This is a genomic window from Paenibacillus sp. FSL R7-0026, assembly GCF_038004485.1.
Classification (GTDB): domain Bacteria; phylum Bacillota; class Bacilli; order Paenibacillales; family Paenibacillaceae; genus Paenibacillus; species Paenibacillus xylanexedens_A.
Window position 1 is genome coordinate 2,079,707 of sequence record NZ_JBBORG010000001.1, and the last position, 24,716, is coordinate 2,104,422.

26 protein-coding genes are annotated in these 24,716 nt (G+C 45.4%); 24 read left to right on the plus strand and 2 right to left on the minus strand.

The window, feature by feature from the left end; translation table 11 throughout:
* The first annotated feature begins 95 nt into the window (after nucleotides 1–95).
* The 10 genes from ftsY to MKY44_RS09565 all read left to right on the plus strand — a co-directional run bounded on the left by ftsY (nucleotide 96) and on the right by MKY44_RS09565 (nucleotide 8,084).
* On the plus strand, nucleotides 96–1,109 hold the full coding sequence (gene ftsY, locus MKY44_RS09520) for a signal recognition particle-docking protein FtsY (RefSeq protein WP_091031943.1): 1,014 nt from the start codon (nucleotides 96–98) through the stop codon (nucleotides 1,107–1,109).
* Between the two features lie 148 nt (nucleotides 1,110–1,257).
* Nucleotides 1,258–1,905, plus strand: coding sequence for a PAQR family membrane homeostasis protein TrhA (trhA, locus tag MKY44_RS09525; RefSeq protein ID WP_017689222.1), 648 nt, complete (start codon nucleotides 1,258–1,260; stop codon nucleotides 1,903–1,905).
* A 262-nt stretch (nucleotides 1,906–2,167) separates the two neighbouring features.
* The gene (gene ylxM, locus MKY44_RS09530; protein ID WP_017689221.1) at nucleotides 2,168–2,518 is read left to right on the plus strand and encodes a YlxM family DNA-binding protein; all 351 of its coding nucleotides are present in this window, start codon (nucleotides 2,168–2,170) and stop codon (nucleotides 2,516–2,518) included.
* A 62-nt stretch (nucleotides 2,519–2,580) separates the two neighbouring features.
* Nucleotides 2,581–3,957 carry a signal recognition particle protein gene (ffh, locus tag MKY44_RS09535; RefSeq protein ID WP_062833767.1) on the plus strand — a complete coding sequence of 459 codons (1,377 nt, stop codon included), beginning with the start codon at nucleotides 2,581–2,583 and terminating at the stop codon, nucleotides 3,955–3,957.
* Between the two features lie 53 nt (nucleotides 3,958–4,010).
* Nucleotides 4,011–4,283 carry a 30S ribosomal protein S16 gene (rpsP, locus tag MKY44_RS09540; RefSeq protein ID WP_017689219.1) on the plus strand — a complete coding sequence of 91 codons (273 nt, stop codon included), beginning with the start codon at nucleotides 4,011–4,013 and terminating at the stop codon, nucleotides 4,281–4,283.
* Nucleotides 4,284–4,306: 23 nt separating this feature from the next.
* The gene (locus MKY44_RS09545; RefSeq protein WP_017689218.1) at nucleotides 4,307–4,537 is read left to right on the plus strand and encodes a KH domain-containing protein; all 231 of its coding nucleotides are present in this window, start codon (nucleotides 4,307–4,309) and stop codon (nucleotides 4,535–4,537) included.
* A gap of 292 nt (nucleotides 4,538–4,829) precedes the next feature.
* Complete coding sequence (gene rimM, locus MKY44_RS09550; RefSeq protein WP_036609454.1) at nucleotides 4,830–5,342, plus strand: ribosome maturation factor RimM; 513 nt, start codon at nucleotides 4,830–4,832, stop codon at nucleotides 5,340–5,342.
* A 1-nt stretch (nucleotide 5,343) separates the two neighbouring features.
* Nucleotides 5,344–6,111, plus strand: a complete 768-nt coding sequence (gene trmD / locus MKY44_RS09555; RefSeq protein ID WP_036609453.1) for a tRNA (guanosine(37)-N1)-methyltransferase TrmD — start codon at nucleotides 5,344–5,346, stop codon at nucleotides 6,109–6,111.
* Nucleotides 6,112–6,309: 198 nt separating this feature from the next.
* A complete protein-coding gene (locus MKY44_RS09560; RefSeq protein ID WP_341006896.1) occupies nucleotides 6,310–6,684 on the plus strand; it encodes a VOC family protein in 375 nt (124 codons plus the stop codon).
* A 152-nt stretch (nucleotides 6,685–6,836) separates the two neighbouring features.
* A complete protein-coding gene (locus MKY44_RS09565) occupies nucleotides 6,837–8,084 on the plus strand; it encodes a hypothetical protein (protein WP_341006897.1) in 1,248 nt (415 codons plus the stop codon).
* Between the two features lie 3 nt (nucleotides 8,085–8,087).
* On the opposite strand, the gene MKY44_RS09570 is transcribed toward MKY44_RS09565, so the two are convergent.
* The gene (locus tag MKY44_RS09570) at nucleotides 8,088–9,053 is read right to left on the minus strand and encodes a polysaccharide deacetylase family protein (RefSeq protein ID WP_341006898.1); all 966 of its coding nucleotides are present in this window, start codon (nucleotides 9,051–9,053) and stop codon (nucleotides 8,088–8,090) included.
* Between the two features lie 348 nt (nucleotides 9,054–9,401).
* On the opposite strand from MKY44_RS09570, the gene rplS reads away from it, so the two are divergent.
* The 10 genes from rplS to MKY44_RS09620 all read left to right on the plus strand — a co-directional run bounded on the left by rplS (nucleotide 9,402) and on the right by MKY44_RS09620 (nucleotide 18,143).
* Nucleotides 9,402–9,743 carry a 50S ribosomal protein L19 gene (rplS, locus tag MKY44_RS09575; protein ID WP_024630190.1) on the plus strand — a complete coding sequence of 114 codons (342 nt, stop codon included), beginning with the start codon at nucleotides 9,402–9,404 and terminating at the stop codon, nucleotides 9,741–9,743.
* Between the two features lie 357 nt (nucleotides 9,744–10,100).
* Entirely contained in the window at nucleotides 10,101–10,721 is a 621-nt protein-coding gene (lepB, locus tag MKY44_RS09580) for a signal peptidase I (protein WP_036609449.1), read from the plus strand.
* Nucleotides 10,722–10,751: 30 nt separating this feature from the next.
* Nucleotides 10,752–11,615, plus strand: coding sequence for a ribosome biogenesis GTPase YlqF (gene ylqF / locus MKY44_RS09585; RefSeq protein WP_017689210.1), 864 nt, complete (start codon nucleotides 10,752–10,754; stop codon nucleotides 11,613–11,615).
* A gap of 463 nt (nucleotides 11,616–12,078) precedes the next feature.
* Nucleotides 12,079–12,780, plus strand: a complete 702-nt coding sequence (locus MKY44_RS09590; protein ID WP_341006899.1) for a ribonuclease HII — start codon at nucleotides 12,079–12,081, stop codon at nucleotides 12,778–12,780.
* A gap of 30 nt (nucleotides 12,781–12,810) precedes the next feature.
* On the plus strand, nucleotides 12,811–14,868 hold the full coding sequence (locus MKY44_RS09595; RefSeq protein WP_341006900.1) for a DNA ligase: 2,058 nt from the start codon (nucleotides 12,811–12,813) through the stop codon (nucleotides 14,866–14,868).
* Nucleotides 14,865–15,176 carry an EscU/YscU/HrcU family type III secretion system export apparatus switch protein gene (locus MKY44_RS09600; RefSeq protein ID WP_315936340.1) on the plus strand — a complete coding sequence of 104 codons (312 nt, stop codon included), beginning with the start codon at nucleotides 14,865–14,867 and terminating at the stop codon, nucleotides 15,174–15,176. The genes MKY44_RS09595 and MKY44_RS09600 overlap by 4 nt, the downstream gene beginning before the upstream one ends.
* Nucleotides 15,170–15,568: a YraN family protein gene (locus MKY44_RS09605; protein WP_341006901.1), complete on the plus strand. Its 399-nt coding sequence runs from the start codon at nucleotides 15,170–15,172 to the stop codon at nucleotides 15,566–15,568. The genes MKY44_RS09600 and MKY44_RS09605 overlap by 7 nt, the downstream gene beginning before the upstream one ends.
* Nucleotides 15,569–15,889: 321 nt before the next feature.
* A complete protein-coding gene (locus tag MKY44_RS09610) occupies nucleotides 15,890–16,051 on the plus strand; it encodes a paeninodin family lasso peptide (protein ID WP_139331839.1) in 162 nt (53 codons plus the stop codon).
* A gap of 60 nt (nucleotides 16,052–16,111) precedes the next feature.
* Nucleotides 16,112–17,308 carry a carboxypeptidase-like regulatory domain-containing protein gene (locus MKY44_RS09615; RefSeq protein ID WP_341006902.1) on the plus strand — a complete coding sequence of 399 codons (1,197 nt, stop codon included), beginning with the start codon at nucleotides 16,112–16,114 and terminating at the stop codon, nucleotides 17,306–17,308.
* A gap of 283 nt (nucleotides 17,309–17,591) precedes the next feature.
* Nucleotides 17,592–18,143, plus strand: a complete 552-nt coding sequence (locus MKY44_RS09620) for a nitroreductase family protein (protein WP_341006903.1) — start codon at nucleotides 17,592–17,594, stop codon at nucleotides 18,141–18,143.
* A 241-nt stretch (nucleotides 18,144–18,384) separates the two neighbouring features.
* On the opposite strand, the gene MKY44_RS09625 is transcribed toward MKY44_RS09620, so the two are convergent.
* Complete coding sequence (locus MKY44_RS09625; RefSeq protein ID WP_341006904.1) at nucleotides 18,385–19,995, minus strand: YifB family Mg chelatase-like AAA ATPase; 1,611 nt, start codon at nucleotides 19,993–19,995, stop codon at nucleotides 18,385–18,387.
* A 434-nt stretch (nucleotides 19,996–20,429) separates the two neighbouring features.
* On the opposite strand from MKY44_RS09625, the gene MKY44_RS09630 reads away from it, so the two are divergent.
* The 4 genes from MKY44_RS09630 to dprA all read left to right on the plus strand — a co-directional run bounded on the left by MKY44_RS09630 (nucleotide 20,430) and on the right by dprA (nucleotide 24,658).
* Entirely contained in the window at nucleotides 20,430–20,885 is a 456-nt protein-coding gene (locus MKY44_RS09630; RefSeq protein ID WP_036609387.1) for a MarR family winged helix-turn-helix transcriptional regulator, read from the plus strand.
* Nucleotides 20,886–21,129: 244 nt separating this feature from the next.
* Nucleotides 21,130–22,290: an ADP-forming succinate--CoA ligase subunit beta gene (gene sucC / locus MKY44_RS09635; RefSeq protein ID WP_036609384.1), complete on the plus strand. Its 1,161-nt coding sequence runs from the start codon at nucleotides 21,130–21,132 to the stop codon at nucleotides 22,288–22,290.
* A 63-nt stretch (nucleotides 22,291–22,353) separates the two neighbouring features.
* Complete coding sequence (sucD, locus tag MKY44_RS09640; RefSeq protein WP_074094556.1) at nucleotides 22,354–23,283, plus strand: succinate--CoA ligase subunit alpha; 930 nt, start codon at nucleotides 22,354–22,356, stop codon at nucleotides 23,281–23,283.
* A 244-nt stretch (nucleotides 23,284–23,527) separates the two neighbouring features.
* Nucleotides 23,528–24,658, plus strand: coding sequence for a DNA-processing protein DprA (dprA, locus tag MKY44_RS09645; RefSeq protein WP_341006905.1), 1,131 nt, complete (start codon nucleotides 23,528–23,530; stop codon nucleotides 24,656–24,658).
* Nucleotides 24,659–24,716: the final 58 nt, after the last annotated feature.

Genomic DNA, 24,716 nt, shown 5'->3' on the forward strand with positions numbered 1-24,716 from the left:
TGCGAGACAAATGAACTCATTGTAATCATTGAAAATCATTCAGATTGAGCATTTTTGCAAAAGCGCTTAGATTATGTACACGATGGAGGGGCTTTATGAGTTTTTTTAAAAAGCTGAGAGACAGCATTGCAAGCAAAACGGAGTCGGTCACCAAACAGTTCAAGGATGGATTGGAAAAGACACGTAAAGGGTTAGTGGAAAAAGTGTCGGATCTCGTAATCCGCCGCAAAAAAATCGATGAAGAGTTCTATGAAGAACTGGAAGAGATTTTGATCGGAGCAGACGTTGGCGTGAATACAGTCATGAATCTGATCGAAGACCTGCGCGTTGAGGTGAAAAAACGCAAAATTGAGGATGCGGCTGAGCTGCAGCCTGTATTGTCCGAGAAACTGACGGATCTTCTTCGCGGTGAACAGAACAATGAATTGAAAATGAATCCGGATGGCATTACCGTCATTTTGTTCGTTGGTGTTAACGGTGTGGGTAAAACAACAACGATTGGCAAGCTGGCACATCGATTTAAACAACAAGGTAAAAAAGTCATCATGGCAGCTGGAGATACGTTCCGTGCCGGAGCCATTGAACAGCTGGAAGTATGGGGGCAACGTGCCGGTGTTGATGTGATCAAACAGCAATCTGGTTCTGATCCAGCAGCGGTTATGTATGATGCGGTACAGGCAGCGAAACAACGGGGTGCGGATGTTCTGCTCTGTGATACAGCAGGTCGTCTGCAAAACAAATCTAACCTGATGGACGAGCTTAACAAGATCTATCGTGTCATTCAGCGTGAAATTCCGGATGCTCCGCATGAAGTACTGATGGTACTGGATGCAACAACAGGTCAAAATGCTTTGAACCAAGCCAAACTTTTCGGTGAGAAAAGCGGTGTAACTGGCCTCGTACTGACGAAACTGGATGGAACAGCCAAAGGGGGGATCGTTGTTGCGATCCGTCAGGAGCTGGACTTGCCTGTGAAGCTCGTAGGACTGGGTGAAAAAATTGATGATCTGCAGCCGTTTGATTCGGAGCAATTTGTGCATGCTTTGTTCGCCGGATTGATCCAGGAACAGCCAGCGGAAAGTGCTGAAGAAGAGGAAGCTAATTCCTAGAATCATTAATAATAGAATGAATTAATATAATGTTAACCGTATTGCCAGTGATATACGTGATAAGTGTCACGTGTAATGTCACTGGCAATACGTGTATAATGGAGGAATAAAGAAGGCAATGTTAAAGGGTTAGAAAGGACGGTTGAAAATGGCCAATACGTATACCTATTCTCGCCGTGAAGAAGTCGCCAATGCGGTGACACATGGAATCGGCGCTGCACTCAGTGTAGCTGCACTGGTGATATTGATTGTATTTTCAAGTATGAAAGGCACGGCTTGGCATGTGGTCAGTTTCACGATCTACGGAATCACCATGCTGCTGCTCTATACAAGTTCTACACTCGTGCATGCATGGAAAGATGGAAAAGTGAAAGATTTATTTGAGATTTTCGACCATTCTTCCATTTATTTGTTTATTGCGGGATCGTACACTCCGCTTTTGTTTATTGCTGTTCGCGGTACACTTGGATGGACCCTGTTTGGTATAATCTGGGGTATCGCATTATTCGGCGTGATCTTTAAGGCATTTTTTACGAAAAAGTTTCTATTCATGTCCACGATTTTTTATATTGCGATGGGCTGGCTGATCGTTATTGCCTGGCAACCGCTTATGGCTGCCATTCCTACAGGCGGTATTGTGCTGCTGGTTGCTGGAGGCCTGATGTATACACTGGGTACGCTCTTTTATGTATGGCGTGGATTTCCGTACCACCATGCGATTTGGCATCTCTTTGTGTTAGCAGGCAGTATTCTTCATTTCTTTATGGTACTGCTGTACCTGACACCACTTCGTTAGAACGCCATAAACGGATGCATCTCAACGGACTGAGACGCATTCGTTTTTTCTTCTACATAGAGGTGGATCGCAGAGATACAGACAGGATTTGCTGGTTGTAAAAAAGGGTATAAACCACCCGTTAAACATCGAAATAACATATCATCAGAGCTGTTTTTATTGTGACAAGTATTTTTGCTTGACAACCTGATTTGTTTTAGGTATTATTAGGAACGTTGCAAGAGTGTAAAGTGTTTTTCCTTGACGAAGGGAGTGCCCCGATGTGAGTCAAGAAAATCGGCTTGAGAAGACAAACCGGATTAACTTGCTGTTTGCTTTTTATGAATTGTTACTTACCGAGAAACAGCAGACTTTTCTAAAGTATTACTTTCATGACGATTTCTCACTTGGTGAAATTGCAGCCGAGTTTGAGATCAGCCGCCAGGCGGTATACGAGCATATCAAGCGTGCCGAACAAGTGCTGGAAAATTACGAAAGCAAGCTGGGCTTGCTGGAAAAGCATGAACGGCGTAATCGCAATCTTGAAGATTTGCAAAATGCATTGGAACGCGCAGGCGTCTCCATTGATAACAACAAACAAATACACGATATCGTTGCTCAGCTTAGTGAATGAAAATTGGCAGAGCGGAACGTATCGGTCTTGAAAACAGTATTAAAGCTTAAGGAGGTGGGATCATGGCATTTGAAGGATTAACGACCCGATTACAGAATGTGTTCAGCAAGCTGCGCGGCAAAGGCAAGGTGTCTGATGAAGATGTAGCCGAGGCTATGCGCGAGGTACGTCTGGCATTGCTCGAAGCGGATGTAAACTTCAAAGTGGTCAAGGAATTCATCGCCAAGGTGAAAGAGAAGGCTGTTGGCAAAGAAGTGATGGAGAGCTTCACGCCAGGAATGGTCATCATCGACATCGTTAACAAGGAACTAACGGATTTGATGGGTGGAAGCCAAGCGAAATTGGCTAAAGCGAACAAACCGCCTACGGTGCTGATGATGGTTGGTTTGCAGGGTGCTGGTAAAACAACCACATCGGGTAAACTGGCTAAAATGCTGCAAAAGCAAAACAGCAGACCATTGCTTGTTGCAGGCGATATTTATCGTCCGGCAGCGATCAAACAGTTGCAAGTACTTGGAGAGCAGATCAAAGCGCCGGTATTCACACTGGGAGATCAGACAAGCCCTGTTGAGATCGCACGTCAAGGTCTACAACATGCCAAAGATAATGGTAATGACTATGTTATTATCGATACAGCTGGACGTCTGCATGTTGATGAAGAACTGATGGAAGAACTTCGCCAGATTCACAGCGTAGTGAATCCGGATGAAGTACTACTTGTTGTAGACAGCATGACAGGTCAGGATGCGGTTAACGTAGCAGAACACTTTAACCAGCAGCTTAATCTGACCGGGGTTGTCCTGACCAAGCTGGATGGAGATACTCGTGGTGGTGCTGCGCTTTCCGTCAAAGCAGTTACGGGTTGTCCAATCAAGTTTGCTTCCCTTGGAGAGAAACTTGACGCGTTGGAGCCGTTCCACCCGGAACGTATGGCTTCACGGATCCTGGGTATGGGTGATATGTTATCTCTGATTGAGAAAGCACAATTAAACATTGATACCGATAAAGCCAAGGAAATGGAACGGAAGATGCGTAATGCAGAATTCACGTTTGAAGATTTCCTGGAGCAGATGGATCAAGTGAAAAAGCTGGGACCAATCGATCAGATCATGGATATGATCCCCGGCATGGGCAAGATGAAACAAGCCAAGGATCTGAAGGTTGATGATAAACAGATGGGCCGGATCGAAGCGATCGTTTACTCAATGACGACCGAAGAGAAACGTAACCCGGACATGATCAACCATAGCCGTCGGAAGCGTATTGCTACCGGAAGCGGAACATCTCTGGCTGAAGTAAATCGTCTGATCAAGCAATTTGATGAGATGCGCCGCATGATGAAACAGTTCTCGGATATGATGGGACCTAAAGGCGGCAAAAATAAAGCGATGAAGCAGCTTAAAGGTATGGGTAAAGGAATGAAGTTTCCTTTCCGTTGATTTAAGCGAAGCTGGATCATATACAGATTTCATTGAAGGAGGTGAATTTTCAAATGGCAGTTCGTATTCGTCTGAAACGTATGGGTGCTCACAAAGCTCCTTTCTACCGCGTAGTGGTATCGGATTCCCGTTCCCCACGTGACGGTCGTTTTATCGAGGAGATCGGTTACTACAACCCGGTTGAACAACCGGCTGTTGTTAAGATCGATGAAGATAAAGCATTGGCATGGCTTCAAAACGGTGCACAAGCATCTGACACTGTCCGCAACTTGCTTAGCAAAGCGGGCGTGATGAAGAAGTTCCACGAGTCTAAATTATCTAAATAAAGTGCTGATTCGGAGGGTCATCTATGGAAGAATTAGTAAGCATAATTGCTAAGGCTTTAGTCGATCATCCGGAAGATGTGACGGTTCGGACGGTTGAGAAAGACCGGCTTGTCGTTTATGAGTTAACCGTTCATCCTGACGATGTCGGGAAGGTAATTGGTAAACAGGGACGAATCGCGAAATCACTTCGTACGGTCGTCACATCAGCAGCAGTTAAGATGGATAAACGGGTTACCGTTGATATCATATCTTAAAGATATACGAAAGGGGGTTAGGATGCATGTCCTAGCCCCTTTTCGTGCATGCTGAAACTTAAATAATATGATTGAAATAGCTCGTTAAGTATGATTATTTGCGGAAGTAGTGAAGGGTACGGAATCGATTCTGAAGAAGCGTCAGCGCTCGCCTTTATCACCGGATTTTCACCTTTAAAAATAATTAAAAAAATTAGGGGATAACAGCGATCCGAAGAACGATCCGTAACCGGAACGGTCGCATGGAGATCATCAAATATGAGTACCATATGAATGGATTTTAGGAGGATTTATGGCAGAGTTTATGAATGTAGGTAAAATCGTTAATACGCATGGAATTCGCGGTGAGGTGAGAATCATGCCTATAACCGATTTCCCAGAAGTGCGTTTCGCGAAAAATGCAGAGTTGTTTTTCTTTACACCAGATAATCATCCAGTCATGGTTAACGTGGAATCTGCACGTTTGCATAAAAATATGTACATTCTTCGTCTGAAAGAGTATGGCAATATTAATGAAGTAGAGAAGTTTAAGGGCGGCATGGCCAAAGTGTTGAAAGAGAATCTGGCTGAATTGGAGGAAGGTGAATACTACTTCCATCAAATCGTTGGGTGTTCGGTTATCACCGAAGAGGGTGAAACGCTTGGAACCATCTCTGAAATTTTGACTCCGGGTGCCAATGATGTATGGGTTGTCAAAACGCCAGCAGGTAAAGAAGTGCTGATTCCCGTTATTGATGATGTAGTACTTGATGTGGACATCGAACAGCAGCAAGTGAAGATTCACCTGATGGAAGGGCTGCTGTAACATGAAAGTGGATGTATTAACACTATTCCCGGAGATGTTTGACGGTGTATTCGGAGCAAGCATTCTGGGTAAAGCCCAAACGAAGGGGCTGGTGTCCCTCGGTGCAACCAACTTCCGTAATTATGCGACCAATAAGCACAATACGGTCGATGATGCTCCTTACGGTGGGGGTGGAGGCATGGTGCTGAAACCAGATCCGATCTTTGCTGCTGTTGAAGATGTACTGGAGCAACGCGGAGAAGCCGCGGCAACCATGAAAGCTCCACGTATCATTTTAATGTGTCCGCAAGGTGAGACGTTTACACAGAAAAAAGCAGAAGAACTTGTACAGGAAGATCATCTGATTTTTATATGTGGACATTATGAAGGTTACGATGAGCGAATTCGCGAATTTCTCGTGACGGATGAACTATCCATTGGTGATTACGTACTCACGGGTGGGGAGTTACCTGCTATGGTTGCGATCGACAGTATCGTACGTCTTATACCTGGTGTGCTTGGCAATGAGACAAGCGCAGTAACCGATTCATTCAGCACTGGACTACTCGAATACCCACACTACACACGTCCACCCGAGTTTAGGGGCATGAAAGTACCGGATATGCTGTTGTCGGGACATCATCTGAACATTGAGGCGTGGCGTAGAGAACAGTCGTTGCTTCGTACGCTCGAGCGCAGACCGGAGATGTTGGAAACGGCTGATTTGACGGATAAAGAACGTATATGGTTGAAAAAGATACGCTCAAACCGTAAACATAACACAGAGTAAGTATATGTATCGTATATGTTTCGTATAAACACGGAAATATTATTTTCCAGAGTTCGAAAGGGCCTACCTTGATACTAAAGGTTGGCTTTTTTGTGTACATTGAAAAGAATACTGGATTTTCATTAGTATATTCTATAAAATAAAAAGTATGAATAATGAAACTAAGTTTCATTAAGTGAAACAAAAGGCGGTGTATGAATGACTTACAATATTATTGGTCTTGATCATATTCAGCTTGCAGCACCAGAAGGTTGTGAAGCGGAAGCACGTCATTTTTTCAATAAAGTACTGGGCTGGACGGAGATTCCCAAACCTGAAATTCTGAAAAAACGGGGTGGTGTATGGTTCGAGTGTGGCAGACACCAAGTGCATATTGGGGTACAAAAAGACTTTATTCCCGCCACAAAAGCTCATCCGGCATTTCATGTACAACAATTGGATCAGTTACGTGATCATCTCATTCATAACCAAATTCATATTGTCGATGACGAAGCAAGGACAGATGAAGGTGTAAGACGTTTCTATATAAATGATCCTTTTGGCAATCGCCTTGAGTTTTTAGAGTGGGCTTAAATCATTTGTTTAAATCGTTTAATTACGTAGGCACTTTTTTGCAGCTTTGAACATTTTTGCATGAGCACATAATAGGGTTGTAAAAAACAGGGGTTTTCTTTATGGTGAACTCAGCTGGAATTGAATAATAAAGATAGCTGAGGAGGAAGGTTATGAATCATCAGCCTTATGAAATCGCTAGAGTAGATATTAGCCAAGCTGGAGAACGCTGCAAAATGCTTTTGGGAGATCTAAACGGGGATGGCAGACTTGAAATGTTGCTGGTACAGGCAGATGGGGGTATAGACGATCGGTATGTCCCGCATCAGGTATGTTGTTTGACTGCGTTTGATCTGGAAGGAACATTACTATGGCAAATTGGAACTCCTGATCCCGATGCAGGTGGTCCGGGTTCAGACTATCCCGCTCAGATCGCAGATTGGGATGGAGATGGAAATAATGAAGTATTGTGTGTCATGGACAAACAATTTCTCGTGTTGGATGGCCGGACCGGAGAGATCAAAGAAACACGTGATCTGCCAGGTGATGAAGCACATGACTGCATTATTCTCGCCAACCTGACTGGTAACCAGCAGAGAATGGACATTATTCTGAAAGACCGCTATAAGACGTTATGGGCACTTGACCATGATTTTAATTTGTTATGGAAGCATGAAGGGAACCCAGGACATTTTCCATGGGTATATGATATCGATGGAGATGGGAAAGATGAAGTGATGGCCGGATATGACATGCTGGATCATGATGGGACGTTGTTATGGTCTTGTCATAATCTCGAGGATCATGCCGACTGTATATGGTTTGGCGACGTTGACGGTGATGGGCAAGTTGAGGTTGTTATCGGTGGCAGTGTCACGGTCATGATGGACCGCTATGGTAATGAGAAGTGGCGTTATGAAGATTCGATTGAATCACAGCATATTGCATTGGGTCATTTTTGTACTGGAATGGAAGGTTTACAGATTGCAGGCCTGGACCGGATTGTCCGAGGGGATGAGCGTGGTAAGGATGGAATGTTCATGCTGGATAGCGCTGGGAAGGAAATATGGAAAGAAAACCGCACGACTCGTGGCTGGTTAACCATTATAGAGCCTGTATGTAACTGGGATGAAGGTGGACTCGATTATATTCTGGCGTATCGCCGAGGTGGAGGCGTGTTGCCTTCTTTGGTAGATGGAAATATGAATACGGTTACTGAATTCCCAAAAGAGGGATATGCGGTGCATGCAGACCTGGTTCAGACGGGGAAAGAACAGATCATCATCTATGACGCAGAGGAAGCAGTGATTTATTCCAGCTCTCCGATGACATTATCACTTACCGATGCAAAAAGAGCCAAGCCACAGCTCAAAAGGCTGTATAGCTCGACTCTGTATCCAGGCGGTGAAGTTAAAATCTAGGTTTCACTGGTCATTCTCCGATGCAGATGATTCGTTCTGTGGACTGGATTCGGGTTGAAGCAAGGTCGCCAAATCAGTACCTGTCGTGACCGTCAAGCGAGGCAGCTTCATGGGGTGATCTCCTGGATGCACAAATCCAGACTTTATGGTAAAGGCCATGCGATATCCATGTTGCTGTAACTTGTAGATCATCTGTGTACTGGTATAACCAAAAGGATAGGCCAAATAAGGTGTGTCTATTCCGGTTTCCTTCATTTGCTGGATATCATCATCCAGAAGGCTGGTGTCCAGACCGACAGGTACGCTGTTCCCACAGCGCATAAATCCCTTATGATGCAGGTTATAGGTATGGCTGTTAAACTCAAATACGTCGTTTGCTGCCTGCATCTCTGGCTTGGAGATGAAACTGTTGATGGCGGGCTCAAATACCGAAGGTTGATCCTGAATCTTACTGCCTATGACAAACAGCGAGGCATGAAAATTATATTTCTGAAGCACAGGGTAAGCTAAAGTATAATTGTTCTGGTATCCATCATCAAAGGTAATTACAATGGACTTTTGCGGTAAAGATAACTTCCCGTTAACATATTGTTCAAGCTGATCCAGTGTAATCGTTTGGTAGCCTTCATCATGCAGGTATTTCATATTTTGCTCAAAATCCTCCAGATTAATGATGGATTTATTATCTGTCTCGTGATTATTCAGTTTGGGCTCTATGTAATGATACATCAGCACAGGAACTTCTGTAGCAGTACCTTGTTCGATCTTGAAGGTAGAACGATCCAGCGCAGATTGGTTAGAGAAGTCAGTGTGTGACAGCTCGAATGCTTTGCGTTTGACTATGTCCCAGGATGTACAGGCTTTGTGTGACATTGCATTCGTTGGATGAGTTACGGCATATGCATACAATGTAATGGAGCATATGAGCATGGCGAGTAGGGCAAGTGTGATCTTTTTCCAATATTTCATGAGTCTTGGGATTCTCCTTTTAAAGTGGTCAATAAGTTATATCATAGACGATATTACTACATCGGAAGTTACAGTATTTTTTCCTGTATCAGGTTGACTTGCAGATGAGAGCGTTGATTCACGGTCCATATGAGAGAATGTATTTTAGAATGAAGTCAACATGTGATGGATGAGTATCAGCGATGCTGATGATCAATAGGCATTTGTTTAATTTCTCTTGTGTTTTGATATGCTGCGTGATACAATAAGTCTGTTATGTGGAATACGGCGGTCCTCTATGGATAATGAAGGAGACAAGGTGATCTCTGGAAGAAGTATGAACGCCTGTACGGAAGGAGGGAGTCATAGATGAATATCGTTCAAGCGATTACACAAGAACAACTTCGTAAGGATATTCCGAGTTTTCGTCCTGGTGACACTTTGAAAGTGCACGTTAAGGTAATCGAGGGAACTCGTGAGCGTATCCAATTGTTCGAAGGTGTTGTGATTAAACGCCGTGGTGGTGGAATCAGTGAGACTTTTACAGTTCGTAAAATTTCTTACGGTGTAGGTGTGGAAAGAGCTTTCCCGCTTCATTCCCCTAAAATCGATAGAATCGAAGTGGCTCGCCGTGGTAAAGTTCGTCGTGCGAAGCTTTATTATCTTCGTGAACTACGCGGTAAAGCAGCGAGAATTAAAGAAATTCGTTAATATAACGGATACCGGGAAGGGCTTGGAGACAAGCCCTTTTCGTTTTTGTCCGGGAAAAGTTGAACCGGAGGTACACTTCCGAGTAAAATGGTATGGCAACACATGCGGTGAATAGTCCGGGAGGCTTGTAAAATCAGTTATTGAAGTGCGTGTTCAAAAGACCGGTTTCAGTACCGACTTTTTGAACAACCTCTTGAAGGCATTTGAATTGTGGATTAAATGTACTGTAATGCTTGGTGTAAGATTACATAACTGATGTGAATGTTTTGTATCCATCCATTGAGTTACTGGAACGATACAGAATGCTGGATGTGTGTACTGCTATAAACATGTACTGTGAAGAGAGGAAGATCTTGAATGGAACAAGAAGTTCAACATGACCGGGGCAATCCTGCCGAAGAGAAAGACAGTCGATCCAAAAAAGCCAAAAATGAAATTGTTGAATGGCTTAAAGCCATTGTTATCGCATTAGTTCTCGTCATTCTGATTCGGTGGTTGCTCTTCAAACCGTTTGTTGTGGACGGTCCGTCCATGCAGCCGAACTTTGAAACGGGTGAACGTGTGATCGTCAACGAGATCTTATATGATATCAGAGAACCGAAGCGCGGTGAAGTTATCGTCTTCCACGTACCATCCGAAGGTCGAGATTTCATTAAACGTGTTATTGCTGTAGAAGGTGATACAGTTGAGGTTCAGGACGATACCGTGATGGTTAACGGTAAAAAGGTTGATGAAACGTATATTCAAGGAGCCATTGATGCAGCTGAAGCAAATGGTGGAACCTATAACGTGAAGGATTTCCCGAATGAACAGTTCCCTGATGGCAAAGTGCCGGCAGGTCATGTGTTTGTAATGGGAGATAACCGTCCAAATAGTACAGACAGCCGTATGATCGGTTATGTTTCGTTAAAAGATATTATTGGTCGTGCAGATGTGATTTTCTGGCCGATCGGTGAGATTAAGTGGATCAACCACTGAAATTGAAGTAAATAATGAGGTGAAGACAAGTTGACGATACAATGGTTTCCAGGTCATATGACTCGAGCCAGACGCCAGATTCAGGATAAGTTAAAGCTCATCGACGTGGTCATCGAACTATTGGATGCCCGTCTGCCTGTCTCCAGCCGTAATCCAATGATTGACGAAATATTGCTGGATAAACCCCGGATGATTTTGTTGAACAAATCGGATTTGGCAGATGCAAAAGTGACGCAAGAATGGATTGAATATTTCAAAAAAGAAGGAATTACCGCTTTTCCTGTAGATGCTTCGACGGGAACCAATGTTAAAGATATTCCCGTGCAGGCCAAGCTTCTTCTTAAAGAAAAAATTGACCGTCAAATTGCTAAAGGGATTAATCCTCGTGCGGTTCGCGGGTTGATCGTAGGGATTCCCAATGTAGGTAAATCAACACTGATTAACCGACTTGCTGGACGGAGTATTGCGTTAACAGGAGATCGTCCTGGTGTGACGAAGGGGCAACAGTGGATCAAGGTAGGCAAAGAAATGGAGTTATTGGATACTCCGGGTATTCTTTGGCCTAAGTTCGAAGATCAAAACGTAGGTTATCGTCTTGCCGTAACAGGTGCAATCAAAGAGGAAATTCTGAATGCAGAGGATATCGCTTTTTTTGGAATCAGTTACCTGATGCGTTATTACTGGGACGCTTTGGAAGAGAGATACGGACTTCAGGAGTTCTCCAAGGATGCAGATGATTCAGACAGTGTTATTGCGATTATGGAGCAGGTCGGCCGTATACGTGGTTGCATTGTAAGCGGTGGACGCATTGATCTGGAAAAGGCATCACGAGCATTTCTGCGTGAACTGCGAGCGGGTAAAATGGGACGTTTCTCTATGGAAGCTCCCTATTAAAAATGTGGACTCTACACGATGGAGATCATTATCTTTATCTGTTCATTTCATATATATAAGTGCCGAAAGAAGCGGCCGTTACCGGATTACCGGGAGCGGTCGTTTTTTGTGTATACAAACGCGGAAGTAGAGCTGGAACATACGTCGAAAACGATAAAATGGAAGAGGTTTGAAGAACAGTACGCTTTATGGAATTGGCTGACCTATATATCAGGTGTATCTAAATCGTGCTATGATGAATGGTGGTGCAATTTAAATTAGACGAGGTCTGATATATTCAATTTAAACCATCAAATACCGATAAATGAAGACATCACTATCTTTATATTGTAAATCTCAAGGAAAAGTTTTGTTGAGAGTGACAGGTTGTACAGAACAAAAGACAGAGGATCTACGTCTATATTATAAAAAGGTTGTAAGTGATACGCATGCTGAAAAAGCGTGGGTAGAGGAGATGAGTATTATGTTTGAAAATAATGAAGAGATCGGGTTGAATCTACTGGATACCCCGATTGGACCAAAGAAGAAAAAAGAAGCCAGTGAACCTCGAGACCTGTTGCTCTACGAGCGGGAGTATTGGGACAGTGGATTTGAACGTATTGCTGGCATTGATGAGGTAGGACGGGGCTGTTTGTTTGGGGATGTTGTTGCAGCGGCGGTTATTTTACCGAAGGATCTCATCCTGGAAGGTGTGAATGACTCCAAGAAATTAACGGAGAAAAAACGAGATGCATTATATGACGTCATTATGGAAAAAGCGCTGGCCGTAGGTATCGGGTACGCGGATGCAGAGACAATTGATCGGCTTAACATCAAACAGGCTGCGAGACTTGCGATGAAACGTGCGGTTGAAGCATTGGGAGAAACTCCTGATTATATGCTGGTGGATGCCGAGAAGGTGGATGTGAATGTACCTCAACTGTCCATTATTAAAGGTGATGCTAATAGTCAATCGATCGCAGCGGCATCTATTATTGCCAAGGTAACGCGAGATCGGCTGTGTAAGGAAGAATGGGATACGTTATATCCGGAATATGGTTTGTCGATACATAAAGGATATGCAACAAAAGTTCATCGGGAGCAAATTATGGCATTGGGGGCAACCCCGATGCATCGGCGCAGTTTTCTGGGCAACCTGCTTGGAGAGCAGCAATCTTTGTTTTAACATAGGTTTGAAGAAAGGAGGGGGAGAGATTTGAATATTGGTTCCATGATAAAGGGGTTAATGGGAGACAGTAAGCCCGGCAATGCCAAACCGCTTGAATTAAAGGAAGGTCAGGTGGTTCGTGGCTCCGTCGTTAGTGTATCCGATGATGGGGGAGAAGCAGTTCTGCAGATTCAAGGTGTGCAAGTGCGCGCCAAGTTGGAGACTCCACTCCGTCCGGGTGAGACCACGTTGCTTCAAGTGCAGCCTCCAGGTGAAAATGGCATAACGGTAATGAAACCTATGACGGGTACACTTGCTGAGCTGCCACAAGCTTCGCTGAACAACCTGCTTAAGGATGTAGGACTGCCGGATACAAAAGGGAACCGGGAACTGTTACTTGCCATGCAGCGTAGCGGATTGCCGCTAACGAAGGATAATGTGGCTATGGTCCAAAATATGATGACTGCCAAACCCGCACAGGTACCTGTGGAAGAATGGGTGCAGGCGACAGGGATTGCTTTTCAGCGTGGCCTTCCGGTTACGGCGGAAACGGTAAAAGGATTACACCAGACGGTGTTTGGCCCCCCTCTGCACCAGTTGTTAAGTGGGTTGGCTGACCAGTTGGAAACGATGCTTACTCAAACAACAGGTAAACCGGTATTGCCTGGAGAACAATCTGCAACGTTGAAACCAGCAGTCATGGCTGGTGCACCTGTTGTACCGAATGCTTCACAGACGGAAGAAGGATTGGGTGCATCAGTCAATGGTCGTCAGGTTACTGGAACCGGAACACCTGCTCTGTCAACGCAACAAGGACAAGCGGCGTTGGCAGGATCTATATCCATGACGGATGGCGGGACAGAGGATGCAGGTACTGCGGTGAAAGGAAATGTGCAGACCGGCGGAGGCACAGGAAATGCTGAAGCCGGGGCCAAGGCAGTTGCCAGCAACGTTGAAACGGCTGGCAAAGGGGGCGCAGGTATTCCGTCTGGAACCGGAATACCTGGAGAGAGCCCGCGCGGGGCTGACGCGGGGCAAGCTGGAAGCCGCCCGGGTACACCGGGGGCGGCAGCTGAATCTGTGGCTGGCCGTGCAAGTGCAGGCCAGCCTGAAACAGGCGCGGCCGGGCGGACTGACGGCCGCGCTGAAACGCCTGCTGCTGCGGGGACGCCGTCCGCAGCAGGCCAGGCGGCGCCAGCAGCGCCTACGGCAGCGCAGCTGGCGCCCAAGCTGCTGGCGCTGCTGGACGCCCTGCGCAGCGCGTCCACTGCCGCACCGGCACAGCCTGGTGCGGCAGCACAGGCCGCCCCTGCATCGCAGGGCGGCCAGGCGGCTGCGGCTGCCGGAGGCGTGCCGCAGCCGTTGCCAGCCGGCGCTGATGCGCCGCCGGCTGGCGGTAGTGCCGCAGCACCTGCGGGAGCTGCGGCAGTGCACGCGCCTGTCACCCACGAGGGGGACCCGTGGGTGGGGCGCGTGCTGAAGCTGCTCGGTGCGGAGCACGAGCAGCAGGCCGTTCACGGCGCGGCAGCGCAGCCGCGCGTGGGGGATGCGGCGAGTCCGGCAAATGCGGACACGCTGAAGGGCTTGCTGCTGCAGCTTGCCAGCAGCGAAGGTGCACCGGCGGCGCTTAAGGATGCCGCCGGACAGGCCGTGCAATATCTGACAGGTCAGCAGTTATTGCTAACAACAGATCGCAGTGCTACCTTTGCACAGATGCACTGGTTTATTCCGATCACTGGACCGGACGGGGAAGAAACGGCGTCTGTTCAGATTCAATCACGTCGTGGACCTCGTGGAGAGCTGGATGCGTCCAACTGCCGTCTATGGTTCGATCTGGACATGAAAAGTCTTGGGCCTACTCTGGTAGATGTCCATGTGGTTAATAACATTGTCAGTCTGCGTGTATTAAATGATCGCGAAGGGATGGGGCCGCTTCTGGAGAGCGGACGAGAGGTAATCCATCAGGCATTGGACAAGTTGGGTTATCAATTGCTGACCTTCAAGGCGGAACCATGGCCTGCGGGCCAGGAGCCGGGCGCGGAACGAAAAACGAGGGCCTCGGACTATAGTCCTGAACGATACAAAGGGGTGGACTTGAAGGTATGAAAGACGAGTCGTCACAACCGGACCTGCTCTCCAAAAAGGCGGTTGCCCTAAAATATGTCCCTGGAGAGAGCGAAGCGCCTGTTGTTGTAGCCAAGGGGCGCGGCAAAGTGGCAGAAGCCATTTTGGATAAAGCCAGAGAAAACGGTGTGGCTGTTCAGGAGGATGCAGCACTTGTGGAGGTGCTCTCCAAGTTGGATCTGGATGAACAGATTCCAGCTGAACTGTATCAACTGGTCGCGGAGGTGCTAACGTATGTCTACCGTGCAGATCGAATGGCCTCAGGACGTGAGGAACATGAGTCATGGTAGAACGTAGATTGGGCCGGGGGCCGGATCTGAAGCTCACACGACAGCAGAAGGGTCGATTAGGTGAAGAGGCTGCCTGTCAATGGCTGCGAGAGCACAATTATCGAATCATTAGACAGAACTGGCGTTGCCGTAGCGGTGAGATTGACATCATTGCTTCCTACGAGGGCCTGATTGTCTTTGTAGAAGTAAGGAGCAGAAGTGGAGCCACTCAGTACGGTACACCTCAGGAATCGGTTGATATGCGTAAAATGCAGCAGGTGCGTTCAACCGCATCCGTGTATTTGCAAATGAAGGGAGAGACGGAACTTCAGATCCGTTTTGATGTAATTGCCGTAATGCTTGATCAAGCAGGAGAGACTGTCTCTGTGAATCATATTGTTAATGCTTTTTAAGAATTACACTAAAAAGTTATTGCTGTATTTATTGATACGAAATGTATCTTTTTAATGTGGGTTGGTCAGTTATTTCGAAGTACAAGTTTAATTATGTCTTATCTTTTCATTTGTTTTAGTTTTGAAATTAGTTAATATAATAAAGTCGTAGTTCCTCTTCATACAGGAGCTGCGGCTTTTTTTGTTTTAACTATGAAATCACCAAACAGAGGATAGAGCATTGATAATAAAATCAGTGTATTTCATAAATTTATAGATACAAAATGTATCATTTGTAATAAACTAAGAAAGTTGAAATTTAAAGAGAGGTTGGTGGGATGTATGAAAGAGCTTCAGAATACTTCGAACAACACAGTAAAACAAGTATGGGAGTGCCCTCGGATGGAAGTGCTGGATATCAGCGAGACCATGAACGGTGGACAGGGGATTTGGCAATATGTTTGGGACGGAGAATTCTGGAAGCTTGAACTTATGGTCAGTTAATTTAAGAGGTTAAAGAGGAATGTTTGATCAATAAAATAAATGGTGAGGTGTAGTGAGAAGATGCAGACAAGTATCAAATGGATAGTTCGACTAAGTACACTATCTTTATGTTTCATTTTGTTTGGAATTATGTATTCCGGAGTTTCTTATGCAGCCGATCCATCTAGCCAGGCAACTGTATCAGGTAAAGTTATTGATCGTCAGGGATTACCTGTCAAGGACGCTACTGTCAAGTATTGGCTTAATTATCGTGGGGATACGTCAGAGAAAAGCGTGAAGACGGATGGGAATGGGCGGTATCGTATTATAGAGTCCGTTGAAGACAATACGGAAATTACTTTTGTAGTTGAAGCAGAGGGTTATGTGACGTACAGACACTATGGCTCCTACGGATTGTCCGGTGGAGAACAAATACAGCTAGATTTTCGTATTTATGAACCTTCCACGATTGTGGGAACAGTCAAAGATCAGGCAGGCAGACCTGTTCCAGATGCTCGTATAAAAGTATCAAGTATCTTTGATCGTATAGTGAAATCTGATCAGCAAGGTCGATATGTGGTTACAGGAATTGATTACGCCTATAATCCAAACACTGCAATATGGGTAGATGCCGATGATTATATGTTATATGAACAGGATCGCTTGAGTGTCCGGGAGGGAGGAACTTTGAGAGTGGATGTTGTTTTGGCAGAGGCGGCACACGTGCGGGGAAAAGTTGTAGATGAGTCGGGCAATCCAGTAAGTGGGGCTAAAGTTAATGCTGGAGGTTCGGCAACAACAGATGCTCAAGGCAACTATTTAATAAAGCGCGTGCCAACAGGGGCTAGAACGATAACTGGAGAAGCAGCAGGATATCTAAAAACGAGCCTGAGCGTTACTCTTGTAAAAGGAGATCATAATACGTTTAATATCGTACTTAAGAAAGATGCAGATATTACACCTCCAGTAACCAAGTACAGATTAGTTCCTATTACAGATACTATGAACGGGAAAATATACATCAAAGGATTTACATTCAGACTTCAGGCAACAGACGAAGTCAAAGGTTCGGGCGTAAAAACAACGCAATATCGAATCAATGGGGGAGAATGGAAAAACTATGAAGGACCCGTCAAGTTTTATGCCCCTGATGTCAAGGTGGTAGAGTACTATAGTACAGATATTGCAGGTAACCAGGAGAAGTACAACAAAATGGATTTTGTTAATGGCACATTTGAAGGGAATGGCGCGTTTGAAGGGGCGAGTTACGACGATTGATTACTCGTTGATATGATATGTGAATGAATAAATTGAGAATAAAAGACGGTTCTGACTTGATGATCCCTCGTGGTGAATCAAGATTCAGAGTCGTCTTTTCTGTTCGTAATGACCTTAACGGTAAATGACCTCTGCCGCCCCTTTGAATCTCGTGATCAGATGGGTGTATAATCAAGAAGGTAAACTGGTATTTTTTTATGTCATAAAGAAATTATATTGAATGTACAAAGCCGCGAATCACTATTGCGGTTGCAAATGATTTTATAAACAGGAGGTACGGTCGATGAGTAAAACTACGAAAACAACAAATGAAGTCAGAAATGCGATTCAAAACCGTCGTACGGTGAAAAAATTTAAAAAAGAAGCTGTTCCAACACAGCAGATTATAGAATTGCTGGACACCGCAGTCTGGGCTCCTAACCATAAACTGCGTGAACCTTGGAGATTTTTGTTGTTTACCGGAAATGGACGGAAGAAACTGGCTGAGGCTATTGATGCAGAAATGGGAGAAGACAACAAATTCTCAGCCAATATTATGCAAGTTCCATCCGTTATGCTTGTTGTGCTGGAAGAAGATCCAAGACAGAATATCTGGGACGAAGACTTCGCTGCGGTCAGTGCATTGGTTCAGAACTTTATGCTTGCAGCCTGGAGTGAAGACATTGGAACGTTCTGGGTGACCAAGCCATTTTTGTACGCTCCCAAATTCCGCAAACCGCTTGGAATAGAGGCGGGAGAGAAGATTGTAGGTATGATTTATATGGGATACCCTGATGTTATTCCTTCTGCCAAAGAACGCACACCAGCCAAGGACAAACTCACTCTTTTTGAATAATATATTATTGTAGACCTTAGCTATATACGATCCCTTATGTTTCAGGGAGATCCACGTACAAGTACCTTTCTTCACAGAAGAGAAGGGCTTGTACGTTTTTTGTCATGTTGGCGTATCCGCATTGTAGAAACTGCATAAGAAATCCTTCTCGATCTTCCTCTGCTGTCTGCAGTTTCATGCCCATTTCACTGCCTTTGGGTAAATCGGCCTGTTCTTTCCTCCATATGCTTCTAAAATAGCTTCAAAATAAATTAAGATCCAATTGACGATACTGGATGGCTTCAGCCACATGAGCTGTCACAATTTCACCTTCATGGTCTAGATCGGCAATGGTCTGTGCCATCTTGATAATTCGATCATGTGCACGCATGCTCAGGTTTAACGTTTGCAGCGTTTGCTCTAACAGTTGCTCTGCCTCTTGGGGGAGATGGATCGTTCGTCGCAAAAGCGTGCCCGAAAGCTGGCTATTCCAACGAACCGAACTTTTGGCATAACGTGTAGCCTGAATTTGATGAGCGTGAATCACTTTTGCCTGCATTTCTTCAGAGGAAGGGGAAGCAGCAGACTTGCGCCACTCGCCTGGTGGAGGAACCTCAACCTGAAGATCAATGCGGTCCAGCAGTGGTCCTGAAATTTTGGCTCGGTACGCGGCAACACGGGCTGGACTACATATGCAGCGTTGCTCCTCCGAATGAGCGGACAAATATCCGCAGGGACAGGGATTCATGGAACATGCAAGCATGAACTGGGCCGGAAAGGTGAATGCAGCCCGTGCCCGACTAATTGTCACTGTGCGATCCTCTAACGGCTGCCTTAATACCTCCAGCACTTGACGCTGGAATTCAGGTAATTCATCCAGAAACAATATGCCACGGTGGGCAAGGCTCACTTCACCCGGTTTTGGGATACCACCGCCTCCAATCAGACCAGAGGTGGATATTGTATGGTGAGGCGAGCGAAAAGGTCTATCTGCAATCAGGCCTTGAGGCGCTTCTTTCAATTTGCCTGCGGCACTTAATACTTTGGTTACTTCTAACGCTTCATCTTCTGACAAAGGTGGAAGGATGGTAGGCAAACGTTTGATTAACATCGTTTTGCCCGTGCCTGGCGGTCCAACGAGCAGTATATTATGCATGCCAGCTGCAGCAATCATAAGCGCGCGTTTTACATGGTGCTGCCCCAGAACATCACTATAGTCATCTGCAAATAATAGTGTTTGTCTCGGCTTCCTATCCGCCATCTTATGAGTCTTATCGGTTATAGGAGCAGCGAGGTGAGCATAATTTTTCAACACGACTGGTCCTGCATTTGTATTATTTGGTATTCCCACTGAACTAGCGGGTTGATCTGGATTTTTCGGAGCAATATCCTGTAAATGACGAATGCCAAACACCTGGATACCTCGAATCAGTGACGCTTCCTCCACGTTATCCAAAGGCAGGAGCACGGAAGTAAAGCCTTGTCGTTTGGCCAGATCCACCATGGATAAAATGCCCGGCACGGACCTGATCGAACCGTCCAACGCCAGTTCGCCAACCACTAGTGTTCGTTCCCGGGGAGGAAGTACAAGCTGGCCGCTTGTCATAAGTAAACCAATAGCGATGGCTAGATCAAAGGAAGATCCTTCCTTGCGTAGATCAGCGGGGGCCAGATTGATTGTGATCCGCTGTAAAGGATACTGATATCCGCAGTTTTTAATCGCTGCACGGACACGTTCAACGGCCTCACGAATGGCTGAATCCGGTAAACCGATGATGGATGTCTGTGGCAGACCATTGGATAAATCGGTTTCCACCTCGATCAGAACACCATCGATTCCGTACAAACACGCACTGTGTAATTTTCCGTACATAACAAAGAAACACCTCACTCGATTCTTGACTCCGCATAATACGGGCCAGTCTACGAATTAAGGTGCTTCCTCAGCTTCTACTAGCATTTTATATAAAAGGAATCATGGAGTCAACCTGTCATTATCATTGCTGTAGTCATCTTTCCTGATCCCTGAATTTTATTTCTGGAAGGAAATCATTAAATAGCTTTGGCGAAAATGGTGCGTGAATCTGTTCGATGGACTTATCTATTATTGTTGTTAAATCATGGGGATGAACTGCTGATTATCTACCTGTATTTATATTTTACACAATCTAATTTATCATAATTAAATTGAATAGTAAAATCATTTGTGCTCAATTATTCTGTTTTTTTTCTATTTTGTGATAGTATAGATCTATAGTTCCTGTATTATTAGGAATAGATTGCACAATAGGCAGGTGAGAAAGACATATGCAGACTGACAGTTTGAAGCTGGATAACCAATTATGCTTTGCCATATATGCTTGTTCACGTGAGATTACGAAGATGTACCAGCCTTATCTGGAGGTACTTGGCGTAACGTATTCCCAGTATTTAGTGTTGATGGTGTTGTGGGAACGTGAAGAATGTACGGTTAAGGAGATCGGGGAGGCACTCTATCTCGATTCGGGAACGTTGACACCACTTCTCAAACGTTTGCAGTCAGCAGGACTTATTAATCGCGAACGCTCGGCTCAGGATGAACGAAAAGTATTAATTACATTAACCGACTCCGGCCGTGAGTTGCGGAACAAGGCATTATCCATACCTGAATCCATTCAGGGAGATGCGTGTTTGAACAGTACAGAGTTTGAAACATTGCTGGGTCAGTTCAAAGGATTACTGGAGAAAGTTCACGAAACCAACACTAACGCAGCCAAAAAATAAAATGTAGTTTTACATCAAGGAGACCTTAGCTTTTAGCTGAGGTTTTTTTCCATATATACCCAAGCATTCACAATATGGGATCATACTCATATCAAAATACTGTCTATTAAACATTAATTTTTTAAGGAAAGCGTTTTAAAAACGTGTTACAATGAATTGGGTTTAAGTGAAAATAGTCAACATTTGTCTTTTGTTAGTCTACCAACCCGCCTTGTTGCAGTCATGTTGATAGGAGGATTCGAGAATGAATATCCATGAATATCAAGGAAAAGAAGTACTGAAACAGTATGGAGTTACCGTTCCAAACGGAAAGGTTGCTTATACAGTCGATGAAGCGGTTGCGGCCGCAGAGGCACTGGGCAGTCCGGTGACTGTTGTTAAAGCGCAAATTCACGCAGGTGGCCGGGGTAAAGCCGGCGGCGTAAAAGTGGCAAAGAGTACGGATGAAGTTCGTGCCTATGCTTCCGAAATTCTGGGCAAAGTATTGGTAACACACCAGACTGGACCAGAAGGTAAAGAAGTGAAACGTCTTCTGATTGAAGAAGGATGCGATATCCGAAAAGAGTATTATGTGGGTGTTGTTGTGGACCGTGCCACAGGCCGTGTAGTTATGATGGCTTCCGAAGAAGGCGGTACTGAGATTGAAGAAGTAGCTGAAGCTACACCTGAGAAAATTTTCAAAGAAATCATTGACCCTGCCATTGGGTTGCAAGTGTTCCAGGCCCGTAAACTGGCTTACAGCATTAAGATTCCGAATGAACTGGTGAACAAAGCTGTTAAGTTCATGCTGGCGCTGTACACTGCATTTGTCGAAAAAGATTGCTCTATTGCCGAGATCAATCCTCTCGTTGTTACCGGAGATGGAAACGTTATCGCGCTAGATGCGAAATTAAACTTTGACTCCAACGCCCTGTTCCGTCATAAAGACATTTTGGAACTGCGTGACTTGGATGAAGAGGATGAAAAAGAAATCGAAGCTTCCAAATACGACCTCAGCTACATAGCACTTGATGGCAACATCGGCTGTATGGTCAATGGTGCGGGACTTGCGATGGCAACGATGGACATTATCAAATACTACGGTGGAGACCCGGCCAACTTCCTTGACGTTGGGGGCGGTGCGACAACGGAGAAGGTGACTGAAGCATTTAAGATCATCTTGTCCGATGCCAAAGTAGCTGGAATCTTTGTTAACATCTTCGGTGGCATCATGCGCTGTGATGTTATCGCCAATGGTGTTGTTGAAGCCGCGAAGCAGCTTGGCCTGACCAAACCGCTGGTTGTTCGTCTTGAAGGAACTAACGTGGAGCTTGGCAAACGTATTCTGGGTGAATCTGGCCTGAATATCGTTCCTGCTGATTCCATGGCCGATGGTGCACAGAAAATTGTTGCCCTCGTAAAATAAGTTCATTCCTTAGTACCGGAGCTGTCCGGGAATTGAAAAATAACCGTAAGGATGTGAAGCAACGTGAGTATTTTGATCGATAAAAATACAAAAGTCATTACGCAAGGCATTACGGGTTCAACGGGAATGTTCCACACGAAGGGCGCATTGGACTACGGAACCCAGATGGTAGGCGGAGTTACACCGGGTAAAGGCGGAACTAATGTGGATATCACGTTGGAAGACGGCACAGTAGCTAGTCTGCCGGTGTTCAACACTGTGCAGGAAGCGAAGGAAGCTACAGGCGCAACAGCGAGCGTCATTTACGTTCCTCCTGCATTTGCAGCAGATTCCATTATGGAAGCTGTTGATGCTGAGCTGGACCTCGTAATCTGTATTACAGAAGGTATTCCGGTTCTTGACATGATCAAAGTTGACCGCTTTATGGAAGGTAAAGATACTGTCCTGATCGGACCAAACTGTCCAGGTGTCATTACACCAGGAGAATGTAAAATCGGTATCATGCCTGGTTATATCCATATGGCAGGGCACGTAGGCGTTGTTTCCCGTAGTGGAACACTTACCTATGAAGCCGTTCATCAACTGACGACACGTGGCATTGGACAATCTTCTGCTGTAGGAATCGGGGGAGACCCTGTAAAAGGCTCCGAGTTCATTGATATCCTCAAACGGTTCAATGAAGATCCACAGACTCATGCGGTCATCATGATTGGTGAGATTGGTGGTACAGCTGAAGAGGATGCTGCAGATTGGGTACGTGAAAACATGACCAAACCGGTTGTTGGCTTTATCGGTGGCGTAACAGCGCCTCCAGGCAAACGGATGGGCCATGCTGGCGCTATTATCTCTGGCGGTAAAGGTACAGCCAAAGAGAAGATTGCGAAGCTGGAATCATGTGGAATCAAAGTAGCACCAACTCCTGCTGAGATGGGTTCGACTTTGGTGAGTGTACTTGAGGAACGCGGTATTTTGAATTTGTGCACGACACATTAATTCTTTTTCGTTATAATAGAAGAAACGGCTCGGAAATGATTTATTTCTGGTAGACCGACTATTATGGTTACGGAAAAGGTAAGCAACCTTTTGTCCTTAAACAGGGCGAAGGGTTGCTTTTTTGCGTTTTTTTTACGGGAAAAGGGGGAGGAATTGTCCCTCATCTGCGTAAACGCTTGCATTCCGTGGTCACTTAACACACAATATGAGGGAAGATCTCTTCCCGCTTTGGGAGGTTTATGGTATGGAAGAAAGATGGATCTTGTTTGGGTTACATGAGATGGAGGGTATTGGCAAGAAAACAATCTCGAAACTGATTCTGGGACAACATGAATTACCCGATCTATTGAATTATGGGGAAAGCGACTGGGTCGCAGCAGGCTTGCGCAAAGATCAAGCTGCACGTTTGACTAGCCAATTTACTATCGACTGGATTGAGAGTAAAAGAGAACACGTTTACAATCAGGGGATAGAGGTTATTACTTATCTGGATCAGAATTATCCCATATTAATGAAGGAAACCGTTCAGCCTCCCTGGGTAATGTATGCTCGAGGGGATGTTAGTTTGCTACACGATTCGTCTATTGCCATGGTGGGAACTCGTATGCCGACCGTGTATGGACGCAAAGTTGGAGAAAAGCTGGCAGAGCAATTATGCAATGCAGGACTGACGATTGTAAGCGGGCTTGCCCGCGGTATTGATAGCGTATGTCATGAGGCAGTACTACGTGCTAAAGGAAAAACGATTGCAGTATTCGGAACAGGGATTGATAATATATACCCACCCGAAAATACAAGCCTTGCTGAGCGAGTTGCGGAGACGGGGTTGCTTTTGTCGGAATATCCACCAGGTACGAGAGCGCGCCAAGGATTATTTCCGGAACGGAATCGAATCATTGCTGGCCTGACACTGGGAACATTGGTTGTTGAGGCTGACATTCGCAGTGGTTCACTCATTACAGCAGATGCTGCGCTTGAAGCAGGCAGGGATGTATTTGCAGTCCCTGGACCTATTACATCGCCGAAAAGTCGGGGAGCACACAATCTTATCCGTCAAGGAGCCAAATTGGTCACATGTGCAGCAGATGTATTGGAAGAGTATCGATTGGGCTTGCCAAATGCAGAACAACTTCCTTACAATAGAGGACGTTCGACCGAAACAACCGAGCCTTCCGAGCGAGGGATATTCGCTGAGGTTAAGCTCTCTCCAGATGAACAACGCGTAATTTATCTGTTGGAACAGGGAGAACAATCATTGGATCAACTGGTTGAGCTGCTTGGTTGGGATTTTGGACATTTGCATTCAGTTCTGTTATCTTTAATCATAAAAAAGCAGATTAGCCAATTACCAGGCACCAAATACGCGAGGGTATGACGAAGCTACAACCTACGTAGTGCGTGGAAATATATAATTAGCAGAAGTTATTAACTAT

Excerpts from the sequence above, each read along its gene's own strand:
- ftsY (WP_091031943.1), top strand. The coding sequence starts at position 96 with ATGAGTTTTTTTAAAAAGCTGAGAGACAGCATTGCAAGCAAAACGGAG.
- trhA (WP_017689222.1), top strand. The coding sequence starts at position 1,258 with ATGGCCAATACGTATACCTATTCTCGCCGTGAAGAAGTCGCCAATGCG.
- ffh (WP_062833767.1), top strand. The coding sequence starts at position 2,581 with ATGGCATTTGAAGGATTAACGACCCGATTACAGAATGTGTTCAGCAAG.
- rpsP (WP_017689219.1), top strand. The coding sequence starts at position 4,011 with ATGGCAGTTCGTATTCGTCTGAAACGTATGGGTGCTCACAAAGCTCCT.
- MKY44_RS09545 (WP_017689218.1), top strand. The coding sequence starts at position 4,307 with ATGGAAGAATTAGTAAGCATAATTGCTAAGGCTTTAGTCGATCATCCG.
- rimM (WP_036609454.1), top strand. The coding sequence starts at position 4,830 with ATGGCAGAGTTTATGAATGTAGGTAAAATCGTTAATACGCATGGAATT.
- trmD (WP_036609453.1), top strand. The coding sequence starts at position 5,344 with ATGAAAGTGGATGTATTAACACTATTCCCGGAGATGTTTGACGGTGTA.
- MKY44_RS09560 (WP_341006896.1), top strand. The coding sequence starts at position 6,310 with ATGACTTACAATATTATTGGTCTTGATCATATTCAGCTTGCAGCACCA.
- MKY44_RS09565 (WP_341006897.1), top strand. The coding sequence starts at position 6,837 with ATGAATCATCAGCCTTATGAAATCGCTAGAGTAGATATTAGCCAAGCT.
- MKY44_RS09570 (WP_341006898.1), bottom strand. The coding sequence starts at position 9,053 with ATGAAATATTGGAAAAAGATCACACTTGCCCTACTCGCCATGCTCATA.
- rplS (WP_024630190.1), top strand. The coding sequence starts at position 9,402 with ATGAATATCGTTCAAGCGATTACACAAGAACAACTTCGTAAGGATATT.
- lepB (WP_036609449.1), top strand. The coding sequence starts at position 10,101 with ATGGAACAAGAAGTTCAACATGACCGGGGCAATCCTGCCGAAGAGAAA.
- MKY44_RS09590 (WP_341006899.1), top strand. The coding sequence starts at position 12,079 with ATGTTTGAAAATAATGAAGAGATCGGGTTGAATCTACTGGATACCCCG.
- MKY44_RS09600 (WP_315936340.1), top strand. The coding sequence starts at position 14,865 with ATGAAAGACGAGTCGTCACAACCGGACCTGCTCTCCAAAAAGGCGGTT.
- MKY44_RS09605 (WP_341006901.1), top strand. The coding sequence starts at position 15,170 with ATGGTAGAACGTAGATTGGGCCGGGGGCCGGATCTGAAGCTCACACGA.
- MKY44_RS09610 (WP_139331839.1), top strand. The coding sequence starts at position 15,890 with ATGAAAGAGCTTCAGAATACTTCGAACAACACAGTAAAACAAGTATGG.
- MKY44_RS09615 (WP_341006902.1), top strand. The coding sequence starts at position 16,112 with ATGCAGACAAGTATCAAATGGATAGTTCGACTAAGTACACTATCTTTA.
- MKY44_RS09620 (WP_341006903.1), top strand. The coding sequence starts at position 17,592 with ATGAGTAAAACTACGAAAACAACAAATGAAGTCAGAAATGCGATTCAA.
- MKY44_RS09625 (WP_341006904.1), bottom strand. The coding sequence starts at position 19,995 with ATGTACGGAAAATTACACAGTGCGTGTTTGTACGGAATCGATGGTGTT.
- MKY44_RS09630 (WP_036609387.1), top strand. The coding sequence starts at position 20,430 with ATGCAGACTGACAGTTTGAAGCTGGATAACCAATTATGCTTTGCCATA.
- sucC (WP_036609384.1), top strand. The coding sequence starts at position 21,130 with ATGAATATCCATGAATATCAAGGAAAAGAAGTACTGAAACAGTATGGA.
- dprA (WP_341006905.1), top strand. The coding sequence starts at position 23,528 with ATGGAAGAAAGATGGATCTTGTTTGGGTTACATGAGATGGAGGGTATT.